The 15,159-nt window shown below is 30.8% G+C and carries 22 protein-coding genes; all 22 read left to right on the plus strand.

Annotated elements, in window-relative coordinates; translation table 11 throughout:
• The first annotated feature begins 94 nt into the window (after positions 1-94).
• A complete protein-coding gene (locus B5D14_RS05255) occupies positions 95-568 on the plus strand; it encodes a sigma-70 RNA polymerase sigma factor region 4 domain-containing protein (protein ID WP_078711539.1) in 474 nt (157 codons plus the stop codon).
• A 105-nt stretch (positions 569-673) separates the two neighbouring features.
• Positions 674-1,426 (plus strand): hypothetical protein, encoded by a 753-nt coding sequence (locus B5D14_RS05260; RefSeq protein ID WP_078711540.1) that lies wholly within the window; start codon positions 674-676, stop codon positions 1,424-1,426.
• Between the two features lies 1 nt (position 1,427).
• Complete coding sequence (locus B5D14_RS05265; protein ID WP_078711541.1) at positions 1,428-1,904, plus strand: hypothetical protein; 477 nt, start codon at positions 1,428-1,430, stop codon at positions 1,902-1,904.
• A 35-nt stretch (positions 1,905-1,939) separates the two neighbouring features.
• Entirely contained in the window at positions 1,940-2,494 is a 555-nt protein-coding gene (locus B5D14_RS05270; protein WP_078711542.1) for a hypothetical protein, read from the plus strand.
• A 38-nt stretch (positions 2,495-2,532) separates the two neighbouring features.
• A complete protein-coding gene (locus B5D14_RS12130; protein WP_159443732.1) occupies positions 2,533-2,673 on the plus strand; it encodes a hypothetical protein in 141 nt (46 codons plus the stop codon).
• Positions 2,630-2,950, plus strand: a complete 321-nt coding sequence (locus B5D14_RS05275; protein WP_200804762.1) for an HNH endonuclease — start codon at positions 2,630-2,632, stop codon at positions 2,948-2,950. The genes B5D14_RS12130 and B5D14_RS05275 overlap by 44 nt, the downstream gene beginning before the upstream one ends.
• A gap of 73 nt (positions 2,951-3,023) precedes the next feature.
• Positions 3,024-3,443, plus strand: a complete 420-nt coding sequence (locus tag B5D14_RS05280; protein ID WP_078711543.1) for a hypothetical protein — start codon at positions 3,024-3,026, stop codon at positions 3,441-3,443.
• A complete protein-coding gene (locus tag B5D14_RS05285) occupies positions 3,436-5,097 on the plus strand; it encodes a terminase large subunit (protein ID WP_143254392.1) in 1,662 nt (553 codons plus the stop codon). Before B5D14_RS05280 ends, B5D14_RS05285 begins: the two co-directional genes overlap by 8 nt.
• 1 nt (position 5,098) lies before the next feature.
• The gene (locus B5D14_RS05290) at positions 5,099-6,280 is read left to right on the plus strand and encodes a phage portal protein (protein ID WP_078711544.1); all 1,182 of its coding nucleotides are present in this window, start codon (positions 5,099-5,101) and stop codon (positions 6,278-6,280) included.
• Complete coding sequence (locus B5D14_RS05295) at positions 6,264-6,839, plus strand: HK97 family phage prohead protease (RefSeq protein ID WP_200804763.1); 576 nt, start codon at positions 6,264-6,266, stop codon at positions 6,837-6,839. Before B5D14_RS05290 ends, B5D14_RS05295 begins: the two co-directional genes overlap by 17 nt.
• Positions 6,836-8,005 (plus strand): phage major capsid protein, encoded by a 1,170-nt coding sequence (locus B5D14_RS05300; protein WP_078711546.1) that lies wholly within the window; start codon positions 6,836-6,838, stop codon positions 8,003-8,005. Before B5D14_RS05295 ends, B5D14_RS05300 begins: the two co-directional genes overlap by 4 nt.
• A gap of 40 nt (positions 8,006-8,045) precedes the next feature.
• On the plus strand, positions 8,046-8,351 hold the full coding sequence (locus tag B5D14_RS05305; protein ID WP_078711547.1) for a hypothetical protein: 306 nt from the start codon (positions 8,046-8,048) through the stop codon (positions 8,349-8,351).
• Positions 8,344-8,649, plus strand: a complete 306-nt coding sequence (locus B5D14_RS05310; RefSeq protein ID WP_078711548.1) for a phage head closure protein — start codon at positions 8,344-8,346, stop codon at positions 8,647-8,649. The genes B5D14_RS05305 and B5D14_RS05310 overlap by 8 nt, the downstream gene beginning before the upstream one ends.
• Positions 8,636-9,172: a hypothetical protein gene (locus tag B5D14_RS05315; RefSeq protein WP_078711549.1), complete on the plus strand. Its 537-nt coding sequence runs from the start codon at positions 8,636-8,638 to the stop codon at positions 9,170-9,172. Before B5D14_RS05310 ends, B5D14_RS05315 begins: the two co-directional genes overlap by 14 nt.
• The gene (locus B5D14_RS05320) at positions 9,159-9,533 is read left to right on the plus strand and encodes a hypothetical protein (RefSeq protein WP_078711550.1); all 375 of its coding nucleotides are present in this window, start codon (positions 9,159-9,161) and stop codon (positions 9,531-9,533) included. The genes B5D14_RS05315 and B5D14_RS05320 overlap by 14 nt, the downstream gene beginning before the upstream one ends.
• Positions 9,517-10,017 carry a hypothetical protein gene (locus B5D14_RS05325; protein ID WP_078711551.1) on the plus strand — a complete coding sequence of 167 codons (501 nt, stop codon included), beginning with the start codon at positions 9,517-9,519 and terminating at the stop codon, positions 10,015-10,017. The genes B5D14_RS05320 and B5D14_RS05325 overlap by 17 nt, the downstream gene beginning before the upstream one ends.
• Before the next feature lie 26 nt (positions 10,018-10,043).
• Positions 10,044-10,367, plus strand: a complete 324-nt coding sequence (locus B5D14_RS05330) for a hypothetical protein (RefSeq protein WP_078711552.1) — start codon at positions 10,044-10,046, stop codon at positions 10,365-10,367.
• Positions 10,328-10,639, plus strand: a complete 312-nt coding sequence (locus tag B5D14_RS05335; RefSeq protein ID WP_078711553.1) for a hypothetical protein — start codon at positions 10,328-10,330, stop codon at positions 10,637-10,639. The genes B5D14_RS05330 and B5D14_RS05335 overlap by 40 nt, the downstream gene beginning before the upstream one ends.
• Positions 10,639-12,096 (plus strand): hypothetical protein, encoded by a 1,458-nt coding sequence (locus B5D14_RS05340; RefSeq protein ID WP_078711554.1) that lies wholly within the window; start codon positions 10,639-10,641, stop codon positions 12,094-12,096. Before B5D14_RS05335 ends, B5D14_RS05340 begins: the two co-directional genes overlap by 1 nt.
• Positions 12,097-12,098: 2 nt before the next feature.
• The gene (locus B5D14_RS05345; RefSeq protein ID WP_078711555.1) at positions 12,099-13,916 is read left to right on the plus strand and encodes a hypothetical protein; all 1,818 of its coding nucleotides are present in this window, start codon (positions 12,099-12,101) and stop codon (positions 13,914-13,916) included.
• Complete coding sequence (locus B5D14_RS05350; RefSeq protein WP_078711556.1) at positions 13,906-14,949, plus strand: hypothetical protein; 1,044 nt, start codon at positions 13,906-13,908, stop codon at positions 14,947-14,949. The genes B5D14_RS05345 and B5D14_RS05350 overlap by 11 nt, the downstream gene beginning before the upstream one ends.
• Positions 14,946-15,140 carry a hypothetical protein gene (locus B5D14_RS05355; RefSeq protein WP_078711557.1) on the plus strand — a complete coding sequence of 65 codons (195 nt, stop codon included), beginning with the start codon at positions 14,946-14,948 and terminating at the stop codon, positions 15,138-15,140. The genes B5D14_RS05350 and B5D14_RS05355 overlap by 4 nt, the downstream gene beginning before the upstream one ends.
• Positions 15,141-15,159 lie beyond the last annotated feature (19 nt).

A 15,159-nucleotide genomic window follows, 5' to 3' on the forward strand; every position in this document is an offset into this window, starting at 1 on the left:
AATTTCGAAGCTAAAAACTAGGCAATTAATGCATGAATAAAAGGTTATTTGATGATTAGTACTAACAAGAATTGATTTGACAGAAGAGGGGGTTTTGTCAAGTAACATAGAAAGGATAACAATATTTAAAATGGATATTAAAGATATAGATTTACTTCTAAAATCATTTAAGTGGCATGTGAAATCTTATTATAGTTGTTCAAGTAAATTATTAGAAATTAATGATTTACTACAGGGAGGAGCAAAATCTCCAAGATTTAAAGATAGAAATGAAGCGAAATATCAAAAAGGGACTGTTATTTATACCAATAATATTCCTGAATTGTTGGATGAAGAAGAAAAAACTAATAAGGAACTAAAGTTTCACAAATTTGCCATTGATAAAGTACATACGTTGATATTAAATATTACTTTTGATGATCTAAAATTAATAGAAAAATATTACTGGTATGGAATGACTCATCAGAAAATAGCAGATCAGATGTGTCTAGATGTTTCTGTAATTACGAAAAAAATAAATAAAATTATTAGTAATTTGCACAGTTGTGCCATGAAAATTAGGTTATAATGGCTTTAGGCATTCAGTATATTTAAATTAATGATAATCACCTTTTGCAAAAGGTGATTTTTATAATATAATTGTTTTAATAAATACAATAATGGAGATAATTATATGGATCTAAAGCAAGCGTACGTAGAAATGCCACATAATACAATAATGAAGATAAGGGAAAATTATAAAGAAGTTAGCGAAGAAAAAATAAATTCATATTTTCTAATTAATAAATATTTTGTTGTCAAATACAACACATATAAAGAATCTAATAAATTTGGGTTAAGAGTTGATGAGGATAATCAAATTCCTTTATCTGACTATGTAAATGATAATAAGCTAATAGATATTAAATTCATAATTGTAGATACAATATTAAATACAATTTATTATGATGGATCAAAGAAAGAAGTAAAAAAAGTGTTGGAATTATTTTTTAACATTTCTAATCCTAAACTTACTGGTGAAGTTGCTATAGAATATCTGGAGTATTTGACATCTATAAAAATTGTAGATGTAATATATGGTCAAACTTCACTTGATCAAACTGAGGCATTTAAGGTCGAGAGGAATATACTTGAGTTGACTTCATCCGAAAAAGTAAAAGAATGTTCAGTAGAGTATAAGTTTTTTGCACAAAGTGGATTTAGAGTTAATAGTTTAAAGAAGTTAATAGAAAAGAATAGAAGTGGCACAAAAAGAATATTTTTGAATGGAATCGATAAAGATGGAAATTCACTTTCTTCAGATTCTGATGGTGTTTTAAATAAAAAAATTACACTTGATTTAGAACTTCAAACATTTGAAGAGAAAAGAGACATAAGTTTTATAAAATTAATAGATGAATTAAATAAAAGTTTGAAAGGTAAGTAAAATGAAAATATTATGGGAATTTACAAAAAAAATATTTAGACAATATCACAGCTCGTATAAGTTGATTCACTTATTGATTATTGTTTTATCGTGCTTATTATTTCTACTTTATATAAATATTGAAATAGAAGAAGTAATAAGAAACAGTATAACTTTTGATTATTTGGGTATTTTGAATACTATTGGTATTTTGTCAACTTTTTTAGTTTTAGCTGTTGATAAAATTAATTTTCGTGAATTAATTGAAAAATATAGGGAAGTAGAAAATGTATCAAAGAATTTTTCTACTTCTCAAGGAGATAGGCTTGTAAATACTTTTTTTACAATTCTCATATCTGAAGTTATATTATTAGCACTGCAGTATGTTTTGTACATCTTCAATATAGAATTTATATTATTATTGTTCTTGTCTATTTTTTATTTGGTTATAGGCTTTATATTAATTATTGGAACATGGCATGGCAGTGAAATTAATTGAAAATCAGATAAGATTTATAGAATATAGGTGATATTATGAATGATAATGATTTAGAAAACAAGATAGTGCATTTTTTTGTAGAAAACCCTACTTTGTGGTGTCGAGAAGAAGATAAATATAAAATCAATGAAATAGATATAATAAATACTCTTCGGTCTCCGATTGCTATTGGATTCTTAATGATATGGTCTGTATTTGAAAGTAGATTGACGAATGGCAACATGTTAACATTTAATAAAATTCATGAATATTCCGTGGACATATCAAATAGAATTAAGAATAATAATTTCGATATAACGGATGAATTGAACCATTTTGTTCATAGATACACAATTAAAGATAATCATAATATACATATTAAACACTTATTTTACAAAAGAGACAATGAAAAAACTGAATTTCTAAAGTTACTTGAGAATGAAAGGTCAGTAGTTAACGACATTGAAACAATATTTTCCGTTGTATATAGATTTAGAAATAACATGTTTCATGGAAATAAAAAAGTAGCCTCTTGGCTTGAACTTAAAATGGAAATCAATTATTGTATTAGCTTTATGATTAAAGTACTAAATTTATTAGAAAGTGCTTAAGCAATCCAAATAGGGTTGCTTTTATTTTGGAGGTAACGATGAAGAAACCAAAACCGTGCAAGTATTGCACATTAAGAGATAGATGTCCTAATCCACATCACTGTAAAGATTACATGAATGCTAGGAAGAAGGATGATGATAAGTATGCAAGAATATGCAAAGAAGTTCTACAAAAGTAAATCATGGAATAATCTTAGTTATGGTTATGCAAGAAGTAAGAACTTCTTGTGTGAGCGTTGTGGTGAGTATGCAAGACTTGTTCATCATAAGGTATACATAACACCAAATAACATAGATGATCCTAACATAACATTGAATCGAGATAACCTAGAACTATTATGCAAAGAGTGTCACAACAGGGAGCACATGAGCAAGAATGGTAGTACTGTTGAAGGTTTGATGTTTGATGATAACGGTGAGTTAATCACTATGCCCCCTATTCAGCTTGAAAAGTAGGGGCTTTAAAGACCGATGGGAAAAGGATCGTATAACACGCAGGTCATTTTCATAGGAGGGGGGGGTTCAGTCCATGAAAGAGAAAAAAACTAAGGAAATACCGAAAAATAAAAAGAAGTTAAAGGAAGTAAAAAAAAGTACAACTAAAAAGAAAAAAGTTGCTGCAAATAAAAAGGAATTGAAAGAATTATCAGAAATTATGAAAAAGATTCCTAAAGATAAAATCAATGAAGCTAAAATGTTAGAAAAAGAGCTAATATTTATTATTAATCAACTTTCTATTGTAAAGAAATATATTGTATACAATGGAACAGTTGAGGAATTCAAACAAGGAAAACAATCTTTTTTAAGAGAATCACCTTACTATAAATCGTATCTAGGTTATATGAAAACATATGATACTATCTATAAAAATTTGATTTCATTGACAAAAACTGTAGTAACAAATGATGGTGATCCTTTTGATGATTTTGTAACCAATAGAGATGATTAATTACATCAAAGAGTATTGGAAGTTGATTGATAGTGGTAAAGAAGTCGTAAGTAAGAAAATATATAAAACTTACAAGTACCTTAATTACTGTATCGATTATCAAGATAAATACTCTTTTTCTAATAAACGAGCACATCATGCAATCGACTTTATTGAAAAGTATTGCAAGCACTCAAAAGGTAAGATGGGTGGACAACCTTTCAAGCTTGAATTATTTCAAAAAGCGATGATATCCGCTATTTTTGGGTTTGTTGATATTGATGGTAATCGGCAATATACTGAAGCACTTTATATTGTGGCTAAAAAGAATGGTAAATCACTATTAGCATCTGCTATTGGTGTGTACATGATGATTGCGGATGGTGAAGCAGGTGCGGAAGTTTATGCAGTTGCAACAAAGAAAGATCAAGCAAAAATCATTTGGCAAGAAGCTAAACGAATGATAAGAAAATCACCATTGTTGAGAAAACGTATTAAAACATTAGTAGCAGAATTAACTAGTGATTACAACGATAGCACTTTTAAACCATTAGCAAGTGATTCCGATACGTTAGATGGATTGAATGTTCATTGTTGTCTAGCGGATGAGTTGCAACAATGGAAGAATGGTAAAGCATTGTATGACATTATGTATGATGGTATTCAAGCACGTGAACAACCTTTATTCCTAGCGACTACAACAGCCGGCACTGTTCGTGAAGATATCTATGATGAAAAATATGAGTATGCAGAAAAAGTAATTGATGGGTACTTTGATGAAAATGGTTATGTGGATGAACATTTCATTGCTTTCATTTATGAACTAGATTCAAAAGATGAATGGACTGAAGAGAAGTGTTGGAAAAAAGCTAATCCTGCACTAGGTATTTTTAAGAAGATTGAAGTACTTAGAGAAAAGGTCAACAAAGCAAAATCGAATCCAGGACTTGTTAAGAACTTATTATGTAAAGAATTCAATATTAGAGAAACAACAAGTGATGCATGGCTATCCTTTGAAACTGTTGATAACAAGGAAACATACAATATTGATGATTTTAAAGATGTGTATGCAGTGGGTGGTGTTGACTTATCATCTACAGTCGATTTAACATGTGCAACTCTTATGTGGAGAAAAGAAGAAAAGCTATTTGTAAGTCAAATGTATTTTATACCTGAAGAACTTGCAGAAAAGAAAATCAGAGAAGATAAAGTTCCATATGATAAATGGGAAAAACTTGGTTTCTTAAGATATTCAGGTGCTCACAAGATTGATTATGCTGATGTTACAAAGTGGTTTGTTGAAATGCGTGAAGTGCATGGTATTTTCCCACTGTTTATTGGATATGATCGTTGGAGTGCTTCTTATTGGATTCAAGAGATGGAATCAAATTCATTTAACTTATTGGAAGTAATTCAAGGTGCAAAGACAATGTCTACACCAATGAAGATTATGGAGTCTGATTTTTGGGCTAAGAAGATTAACTACAATAACAATCCAATATTAAAATGGTGTTTAACTAATACAGTAGTAAAACGTGATGAAAATGACAACATCAGACCAGTTAAGGGAAAGAATCAAAAACTAAGAATTGATGGAACAGTATCACTCATCGATGCTTACGTTGTATATCAAGAAAATTATGAAGATTTTATGAGAATGACCGAGGAGGAATGATATGGGAATTATTGATAAAGTATTTAAAAGAAAACAAATGCATGGGATAAGGCAAAGGTTGGAAATGATTAATGCTTACTCACCGGTATTCACTAGCTTTCAAGGTGGACTATATGAAATGGATCTAACGAGAACGGCGATTCATGTGCTTGCAACTCATACATCCAAATTGAATATTGTCATTAATGGTAATTCTTATAAGACATTAGAAAAGATTTTGAGAGTTAAGCCAAACGATAATATGACATTATCTCAATTTCTATATCGCTTAAGAACAATATATGAAATCGAAAATAATGCATATATTATTCCAATTTATGCGGATAATGGAGATATTATCGGCTTGTATCCAATTTCTACAATAGGAAGTTCAATTGTGAATAGAGATGGTAAAGTTTATTTAAGATACATGTTTAATAATGAACCTGATGCTATTGAATATGACAAGGTAGGACACTTAAAAAAGATGCAATATAAGTCAGAATTTTTTGGTGAATCAAATGCACCATTATCCGCAACAATGGATATGATTGAAACGCAAAACCAAGGAATTAAGAATAGTGTGAAGGCGAGTGCAGTCATACGCTTTATAGGAAAGATATCAGGAACATTTAAAACCAATGACTTAGTCGCAGAACGTAAGCGATTGGAGGAAGAAAACTTTGATTCTAATAACCCCAATGGCATTTTGTTGATTGATAAAAAGTATGATGATTTTAAGCAAATCACACCACAAAGCTATGTAGTTGATGCTAAGCAACAAGAGCTAATTCAAACAAATATACAAAATTATTTTGGTGTTTCAATTGATGTCATTCAAAACAAGGCAACTGAAGATGTATGGAATTCAACATATGAAGGAGCAATTGAACCTTTTGGAATACAGTTATCTCAAGTATTAACTAAAATGTTATATACAACCAATGAACTATATTATGGAAATGAAGTTTTATTTGAATCTAATCGACTACAGTTCATGTCGCCAAAGACGAAAATTGAAATGATTACACAATTATCTGATCGTGGAATGATGTCACAAAATCAAGGTCTTACAATCATGAATATGCCGAAGGTTCCAAATGGAGATAAGCGATACATAAGACGTGAATACGTAGAGGTTGATAAATTGGATAAAGACATCTTAAGTGATGAGGAGGAAGAAAAAGATGATATCAAAGGATAGAGAATATAGACAATTTAACCTAGAACCCAACGAAGAAATGCATGCATCAGGATATGCTTGCATATTTGAATCACCTACTGTGATGTATGAAATGAACGGTATTCAGTACAAAGAAGTTATTGACCGAAAGGCGTTTGATAACTGCGAAATGCGAGATGTCGTCATGAATTATAATCATGGAGGTAAACCAGTTGCAAGAACGAAGAACGGAACACTCAAGTTACTTGTAGATGCTACTGGATTAAAGATTGATTCTGATTTAAGTGGAACTGATGAGGCAAGAAAATTACATGAAGAAATAAAAGGCGGATACATTGATAAAATGTCATTCGCCTTTATTGTTTCTAAAGATGAATATGATCGAGAAACACATACAAGACGTATTACAGGAATCAAGCGACTTTATGATGTCGCAGCTGTTGATATTCCTGCTTACGATACAACATCAATCAGTGCACGTTCTTTTTTTCAAGCGGAGGCGGAGAAAGAGGTAGCGGAGGCTAATAAGTGCAAGATGAGGTTAAGAAAACTTAAATTAAAAATGGAGGCTATGAAATGAACTTAGAACAAATTGAAAAAAGACTATCTGAAATTACTAATGAGCTAGATAGTGATGTGGCAGATGAAAGAATGGATGAACTAGAAGCAGAGGTTGCATCTTTAAAGGAAGAACGTGGGAAACTACTAGCAGTAGAAAGTGCAAAAATCGAAGCACAGTCAAAAAGACGTTCATTGTTAGATGAAATTGCAAAAGGCAAATCAGATCGAGTTGTAGAAACAAAAGAAGAAAGAAAAGAGGACAAGAAAATGGAAAATATCCAAGAAACAAAAGAGTACCGTAATGCGTGGTTGAAAAACTTACAAAAGAAAGAATTGACTGATGAAGAAAAAAGAACACTTACAAGTGCAGCTGATTCAGTAGGAAGTGTAATTCCAACTGACACACAAAATTTAATTGTCGAATTAGTAAAACAAGAAATTAATATTCTTGATAAAATCGAACTTCTTCAAGTAGATGGAAATGTAACATTCAATGTTGAAGTAGAAGGCAGTGAAGCTATTATTCATCAAGAAGGAACGCCAATTAATGAAGGTACTGAAGGTACTGTGCCAGTTTCGCTTACTACTTATGAAGTTAATAAGTATATTACTATTTCTAAAACGGTATCAAAAATGGCAATTGATGCATTTGAAGGTTGGCTAAGTCGTGTTGTAGCACGTAGAATTGCGAATAAAATTAAAAAATTAGTTTTCTTTGGTACTGGAACAAATCAATCAAAAGGGATTGATGTGAGTGTAACATGGGATGAAACAAATTCAATTACAGTAGCTAAAGATGCTAAGTTAACAACTCAAAATGTGTGGGACTTAATTGCTTTACTTGATGGAGCATTTGATGCTAATGCGGAATTCACAATGTCAAAGAAAACATTGTTCCAAGATTTCATGCCACTTCAAGATCAATCTAAAAACAAACTAGTAACGAATGAAGGTAAGCAATACTACATTAGTGGATATCCGGTTAATTTGGATAGTGATATCAAATTACATGATGCCTTCTTAGGAGACTTCAAATATTATGTAGGTAATATGCCTGATGGAATTACTATTGAAGCAGGTCGTGTACTTAAAAACAATGTGTATGAGTTCTTAGGAACAGCAATGTTTGATGGTAAACTAGCGGTTGATGAAGCGTTTGTGAAGTTAACTAAAGTAACTGCATAAGAGGGTGTAAAAACCCTCTTTTTCTAAATGAGGAGGTATCATGCAAAAAGATGAAATAGTAAAAAAAGTTAAAATAGCATTGAGAAGTTCCTCTAAAAATACCGATATTTTAGAAGAAATCAAGGATGTTGTTGATGAATGCTTAGAAGAATTAAAACGTAAAGGTGTTGTAGTAAGTCTTGATGATCCATTAATTTTAAAAGCATGTAAAGCATATGCGAAAGCAAATTATGGATTTGAAGAAGACAGTGATAAATACCAAATATCTTATGAAAGTATTATCAAAGACCTATTGCTTTCAACTAGTTATGATCCTATAGAACAAGTGGAGGAAACTCATGGATGATGTATGTAAATTAGTTAGTGGTAACAAATCAACAAATAAATACGGTGATGTAATACCAGGTGAAAAAGTTGAAACTGAAGTATTTTGCAAAGTTATGTCAGTAAAACGGAATGAGTTTTATCAAGCAAGTGCAGTAGGGATGAAACCTGAAGTAGTGCTTGAAGTTAGACAAGAAGATTATTCAGATGAAACTATCGTTGTATACAATGATATTGAATATAAAGTTTTACGAACATATCCAGTCGGTAAAAAGATAGTAGAACTTGTTCTAACAAAGGATATTTATGCCACTTCCTAGAAAAGAAGTAAAAATCTATCACAATAAAAATGGAACAGTTCATATTGAGTCAAGCTTGAATAGGGCAGACTATTTGATGCGTGAACTTATTTGTCAGGCGTTATATGAAGTTCAAAGGCTGCTAATTAAACGATTGCGTGAAAGAACAAAAAAGGAATTTAAAAATATACCTAGTGACGGAAGTAAATCACGTTTAAAGTCTTCGTGGCAGTATTGGCAAAGAAAGATTGAAAATGATTTGCAAATTGGAACTAAAGCGGATACTTACTATGCAAATAGACAAGAGAAAGGCTTTAATCAAGTTCTTCCAGCTAAGGGATATACACGTAATACAAAACGTGGAGTTCAAAATGTTAAAGCTTATTCAAAGAGAAATATGACAAAACAAAGAGATATCTTATCGGATACTGTAGATGAAAACTACAGGAATATTGTAAAGATTATTTCAACCTACATCAGTGCAGTTGAAGATGAAGCAAGAGCAAGTGGATTAATTGGAGGTGATGAGAATGATAACGAATAAAATTAGATTATTGGTAAAGCAATTATTAGGACAAGTAGGTCAAGTTTATTCTAATGTTGCGAGTGATGATAGTCTAAACTATATTACTTATCGTTTGAATCAGTCTAATCGATATCCTAATCGATATGATTTTACTCTCTTGGTTGATTTGTATTTTAATGAAATTGAAGTTGTTGAAGATAAGTGTGATGAAATCATTGAACTTCTAAACTATAAGCAGCATAACAATAATGATGTAGGACTAACGTTCTACTTGGAATCAAGAGGGATCATGACTGATGTGGATAAAGATATTCAAGTTAGATCATTAAGGTTTCAAATAATTGCATATGAAAGGAGCAGTTATGAAAAAGGAATTTGAAAAAATAGTATTGGGTAATTGTGATGTTTCTATTAATAAGACATCAGTTGGAATAACTCGTGAAAATGTGGTTTTTACAGTAGAAAGAACATTTCATGAAGTAAAACACAATGGATCAAAAGGGAAAGATGTAGGTGGTGTTATCATTGATGAAGAGAGAGCCAAAATTAAATTTAGTTTTCTTGAATTTGATGCAGATAAACTTGTAACCTTGTTTCCTGCATTAGTGAATAACGAAGGTGTAATTGAGCCGTCATTTGTGATTCAAGATACGGATTTTAAAGAGATTGCAATTACAGGAAAACAAAAAGATGGAACACCTGTAAAAATCACACTTTTGAAAGGATTTAACTCATCAAATATTGAAATGACATTTGCGGATAAGGATGAGGTAGCAACACCTGTAGAATTTGAAGCTTGTTATGAAGGTGATGAAATAAAGCCTTATAAAATTGAAATGAAGAAAGTTGTTGTAGGTGGTTAATTCCACCTTTTTACTTGGAGGTAAACATGAGAAAACTGAATATTGATGATGTCTTAAATGCAATTGCGTTAAGTGATAAATTTGACATGGTTAAAGTTATCTATAGTTTGAATTTTGAAGATAAGGAGAATATTGAAAAAATAGGTTTTAATGCAGTATTGGCTTTATTAAGACAAGCTACAACAGAAGAGATGAGAGTTGAGCTATTTACATTTTTATCTTATCCCTTAGAAATGACTATTGAAGAAGTTCGCAAATTATCACTTCCTAGACTCGCTAAGTTAGTGTTGGAAGTAGCGGATATTGAGGAATGGAAAGAAGTTTTTACACATCCGCTAGATTTGAAATAAATCAAGTTATTTTATTACTATCTAGCGTTTCATATGATTATGTAAAAAAGATACCAGTAAAAAAATTTAGAGACTTTGTCGATAAAATTATTGGTAATAAAAACGAAGAATATGCCTTTAGAATTTGGTCGAGTGCTTATCCATTTATGACACAAGAGAATTATATTCCTTTTGATGAATTTTATAAGAAAAAGAAAAAAGAGAAATCAATTGAGGAAGCACGAAAAGAAATAGCTGAAGCAGTTCAAGCATTTGAGGAGGTGGGTGACTAGTGGAACTATTTAAGTTATTTGGAACAATCATGGTTAAAAATGAAGATGCACTATCATCAATGCAAAAGACTGAAGATAAAGCTGAAGGTGTTTCAAAGAAGTTCCTAGATATGATTGGATCGTCAGGTTCGATGGGTTCGTCTATTCAACAAGGATTTGAAGGAATCACTTCTAAAGCAGGGGAATTTGGTTTTAAATTGGATGCCAATGCATTAGCTGTAGGGGGATTAGCAATTGCAGCAGTTGCTGCATTTGCAGCTATTGGATCAGCGATTATGGATAGTGTAAATAAGTTCGCTGATTATGCAGGTGCTATTGATGATTATGCACAAAAGATAGGGATAACAACTGAAACGTATCAACGATTTGGTTATGCCATGAAACAAAGTGGATTAGATATCAACATCATGCAATCAGGAATGAAGAAATTACTTGATACTGTAGTTTCAGCAGATGAAGGTAATAAGAAATCAATTGAAACATTTGATAAATTAGGGTTATCTATCTATGATGCAAATGGTCAATTGAAAGACAATGATACTTTAATGTCTGAAACGATCATGAAACTAGCAGAGATGCCTGTAGGTGCAGAGCGTGCAGCATTAGCGAATGACCTTTTGGGCAAAAGTGCAACTGAATTAGCACCACTATTCAATCAAGGTGCAGATGGTATTGAAAATTTAATGAATCGTGCCGATGATTTAGGTTTAGTATTCAGTAATGAAGCAATCAGTGCAGGGGCAACATTTGGTGATACTATGTACGATATCAATGCTTCGTTTGAGGCACTATCAAATGAAATGGGATTAACTTTCATGCCATCAATGCAAGGTTTTCTTAATTGGGTATTAGAAAATATGCCGACTATTAGATCGGTTTCAGAAAAGGTATTTGGTGGCATTGGATTCGCGATAAAACTACTTACACCTGGTTTTCAATTGTTAGGGACTATTGTTGGGTGGGTTTTTAAAGTTTTTGATATTGCTTTTACTGGTATTGAAGCAGTTGTAACACCAATTGCAAAAGGAATAATCAATTTATTAAATGGATTAATTGATGTGATTAATACATTATCATTTGGATTGCTTAATCTTCAAAAAATAGATATATCAAGTAAGCCTGTTAATGCACCAAAGAAAGAATTTAAAGTATCACAAAATGATGATGGTACTTCTACTGAATATTCTCCATACTATCAAGAAGATACTAAGTATTATGCAAATGGTGGATCACTACAAGATGGACAAACGGCAATTGTTGGTGAATATGGCCGTGAGTTACTTCAAAATATTGGTGGTAAATCAATAGTAACGCCCATAAGTGAAGGACGATCAACTGGAAGTGGAGATACTATCTATATAACGGTTGATATGAATAACATTCAAGACATACAACAACTTTTAATTTTAGCAAAGCAAGCTAAGCAAAGAAAAAGAATGGGAATAGTAGGTATTTAATTATGGCACTAAAGCAATTAGTTTCAAGTACTGTTACAGCTGCTAATTTATCCAGTGGAACGGTCGGTGTAAGTTCGAGTAAAAAAGAACTAATTTTTCCAATAAGTATTGATTCAAATAAAAAACATTATTTGATAATGTCATATACAATCACTTTTAGAAATGGACAAGGAACAAAATTAGAAATCAAATTGATTAGAGAAGATATTGAAAGTTTGAAAGTTGGTGATGCGTTTAGATATTCGCCAGTATACACAGGAGTTGTATCAAATACTGGAGGAACTGCTACTCAAAATTCACCATATAAATCAGGTATGATAACTACATCTAACCAAATTGACTCACCAATTAGTTCGGTTAACGCATACGCAAATTTTGGGAATTTAGCAAAACCAACAATTAAATCAAATATCGTTAACTCTTTTGTTGATTTTAAGAAGGAGTTTAAAATAGTATTTTCAACAAATAATATCTATAACATGTTTGAACAATTCGTAATAAATAGTGGAGTATTCAAGTTTAGAGAAAAGAATACGCAAGATGAATATTCCCAAATTGATTTTGATGGAACAACTTTAATTATTCAAGCAAATACATTGAATGGTGGGAAAATATATGAGTGTTATGCTTCGTGTACTGTGGATGATGAGCAGATAGCTAATTCGCCAAATATAGAACTATCAACTGTTGACAGTGTACCTGTAGTTAAACCAATTTATCCAATTAATATGGTTGTATATGATTCTACATATTTTTCTTGGGAATTTTCAAACAAAACTGGAACTGAGCAATTTGCTTATGATCTAGAAATATCAAGTGATGGAACTATTTGGAAATCAATTGTAAATCACCAAATAACAAATAAAACAGTCACTGAAATATTGAATGTTGATGTGGGAAATGTTTATTGGAGAGTCAGAGGCTACAATCAAAATGATATTCCTAGTGAATGGTCAGAAATATCGTTATTTATCAATAACTCACCTCCGCCAAAACCAGTATTAGTCGGTATAGAATCTAAAGGCAGGCCATTAATAAAATGGACTGCAGAAAATCAAATAGGATATCATTTGAAAATTGATAATGTCTATGATTCAGGAGAAATTTACACAAGCGAAAAATTTCATTTAGTAAATGAATATATAGTAAATGGTGAATATAACATTCAATTGAGAATTATTAACGATTTAGGTAAATCTAGTAATTGGTTGAAAATTGAATATATTCAATATATGACTTTAAGTAATCCTCAGGTAACTATAACAAACACTGAATTAGGTGCATTTATCTACATAAGTAAGGATAATCAGTTTGTAAAATACTATGTTTATAGAAATGATGTTTGTATTGCAAATATTACTGAAGCTTATCTTGATAAATATGTAAATGGTGAAGATACATACTTAATTAGAGGGGTAGATCAGTTTGATAATTTCTCAGATACTGTAATCAAAAATAATTTCACTTCAAAGAAATCTCAGTTAATCATGTTAGATGGTGAGATGTATGATTTGTCTTACAGGATGGACAATAAACCGATTCATAATTTTAATGTGAATAAAGATTCAACTAAAGTGAGTTACATTGGTAGGAGGTATGTAGTTCATAAACAAGGAACAATTGAGACTAAAGAATTTAATGTACAATGTAATACTGATTTTAACCGATTAGGAGAAATTATGTTCTATCGTAATGTATTTGGAAATAAAGGATGGGTTATATGTAATCAAATGGCAATTTCAAACAATGATTTAATGAATGATGTTACTTTAACACTAGAACAAACTTCATATAAAGAAGGTATAGAATATGAAATCTGATTTCAAAATAGTCAGATATGGTGTTGAAATTGGAAAACTAATGGTTGAGTCTTGTAATATTAAATTTGATAGTAAAGCTCGGATAAAACGTGCTGCATCTATGGTTGTTGATAAAGATAATTGTATTATGAATGATATACAGTATGAAGATGATGGAATTATAAAGACAAAGAAGTTAGAATTCGATTTTATTTCAGATAAGGTTCAAATTATGCTGAATGAGAAATCAGTAGGCATTTTTGTAATTGTAGCCAGTCCTGAAAAATATAATGATAAGAATAATACGGTTCAATTTGAATTATATGATGAAACTTATATTGTTGATCATTCTTACTTGATTGAAAGATTATTCATTAGTAAAGGATCCAAATATTCTGAAATAATTACTCAATTATTAGTTTCAATTGGGCTTTCTAATATCATATGCGATTTGTCTGATTCAATCTTTGCTACTGATAGAGAGTTTGCTTTTGGTGAGAATGTTTTGGATATAATCAATACCTTACTTTGCGAAATAAACTTTAATTCTCTGTATGTAGATGAGAATGGTTATGTAATTCTAGAATCGATTAAGCAAAAAAAGATACCAAAACACCGATATAGAGATGGTGTTGATTCTATTATCACAGGCGATTTAACTACCGATTTTGACATCTATGAAATACCGAATATATTCATTGGTGAAGTTAGCAATCCTGATTTCCCTTTAATTAAATATAAAAAAATAAATGATGATAAAATGAGTAAACTTTCTACTGTTTCGAGAAAGTATAATCTTGTTAAAACATATAAATTAGATAATATTCCAAATTATGATGAATTGAAAAAGTTTATTGATAATGAATACTTAAAATCTCTTTATACAACACAATCAGTTACATTAAATACAGACATAGAAAATAATCATGGTTATGAAGATATGGTTGAGTTGAACACTAAAGAAATTAAGGGTTTATTTAAAGAAGTTCAATGGGAGATTGAAATTGGTTCTTCTAACATGAAACATACAATTGAGAGGAGTTTGTTTATATGATTTTAGGTGAAGTAATATCTATTGATGAAGTCAATGGACTAACTGTATTGATTGATGGTGAAGAAAAACCGACACAAAAAAAGTATGCGTTTGCAAACTCATATACACCACGTGTAGGTGATAGAGTTGCGATAGCTCAAATTGCAGGGACATATATTGTTATGTTTGCGATTGTAAAGAAAATTAGATAATTATTGAAAACTTAATTAA

The organism is Anaerorhabdus furcosa, assembly GCF_900167375.1.
Lineage (GTDB): Bacteria > Bacillota_I > Bacilli_A > Erysipelotrichales > Erysipelotrichaceae > Anaerorhabdus > Anaerorhabdus furcosa.

Bases quoted from the DNA above. Each gene is read 5' to 3' on its own strand.
- B5D14_RS05260 (WP_078711540.1), top strand. From the start codon at position 674: ATGGATCTAAAGCAAGCGTACGTAGAAATGCCACATAATACAATAATG.
- B5D14_RS05265 (WP_078711541.1), top strand. From the start codon at position 1,428: ATGAAAATATTATGGGAATTTACAAAAAAAATATTTAGACAATATCAC.
- B5D14_RS05270 (WP_078711542.1), top strand. From the start codon at position 1,940: ATGAATGATAATGATTTAGAAAACAAGATAGTGCATTTTTTTGTAGAA.
- B5D14_RS12130 (WP_159443732.1), top strand. From the start codon at position 2,533: ATGAAGAAACCAAAACCGTGCAAGTATTGCACATTAAGAGATAGATGT.
- B5D14_RS05275 (WP_200804762.1), top strand. From the start codon at position 2,630: ATGATAAGTATGCAAGAATATGCAAAGAAGTTCTACAAAAGTAAATCA.
- B5D14_RS05280 (WP_078711543.1), top strand. From the start codon at position 3,024: ATGAAAGAGAAAAAAACTAAGGAAATACCGAAAAATAAAAAGAAGTTA.
- B5D14_RS05285 (WP_143254392.1), top strand. From the start codon at position 3,436: ATGATTAATTACATCAAAGAGTATTGGAAGTTGATTGATAGTGGTAAA.
- B5D14_RS05290 (WP_078711544.1), top strand. From the start codon at position 5,099: ATGGGAATTATTGATAAAGTATTTAAAAGAAAACAAATGCATGGGATA.
- B5D14_RS05295 (WP_200804763.1), top strand. From the start codon at position 6,264: ATGATATCAAAGGATAGAGAATATAGACAATTTAACCTAGAACCCAAC.
- B5D14_RS05300 (WP_078711546.1), top strand. From the start codon at position 6,836: ATGAACTTAGAACAAATTGAAAAAAGACTATCTGAAATTACTAATGAG.
- B5D14_RS05305 (WP_078711547.1), top strand. From the start codon at position 8,046: ATGCAAAAAGATGAAATAGTAAAAAAAGTTAAAATAGCATTGAGAAGT.
- B5D14_RS05310 (WP_078711548.1), top strand. From the start codon at position 8,344: ATGGATGATGTATGTAAATTAGTTAGTGGTAACAAATCAACAAATAAA.
- B5D14_RS05315 (WP_078711549.1), top strand. From the start codon at position 8,636: ATGCCACTTCCTAGAAAAGAAGTAAAAATCTATCACAATAAAAATGGA.
- B5D14_RS05320 (WP_078711550.1), top strand. From the start codon at position 9,159: ATGATAACGAATAAAATTAGATTATTGGTAAAGCAATTATTAGGACAA.
- B5D14_RS05325 (WP_078711551.1), top strand. From the start codon at position 9,517: ATGAAAAAGGAATTTGAAAAAATAGTATTGGGTAATTGTGATGTTTCT.
- B5D14_RS05330 (WP_078711552.1), top strand. From the start codon at position 10,044: ATGAGAAAACTGAATATTGATGATGTCTTAAATGCAATTGCGTTAAGT.
- B5D14_RS05335 (WP_078711553.1), top strand. From the start codon at position 10,328: ATGGAAAGAAGTTTTTACACATCCGCTAGATTTGAAATAAATCAAGTT.
- B5D14_RS05345 (WP_078711555.1), top strand. From the start codon at position 12,099: ATGGCACTAAAGCAATTAGTTTCAAGTACTGTTACAGCTGCTAATTTA.
- B5D14_RS05350 (WP_078711556.1), top strand. From the start codon at position 13,906: ATGAAATCTGATTTCAAAATAGTCAGATATGGTGTTGAAATTGGAAAA.
- B5D14_RS05355 (WP_078711557.1), top strand. From the start codon at position 14,946: ATGATTTTAGGTGAAGTAATATCTATTGATGAAGTCAATGGACTAACT.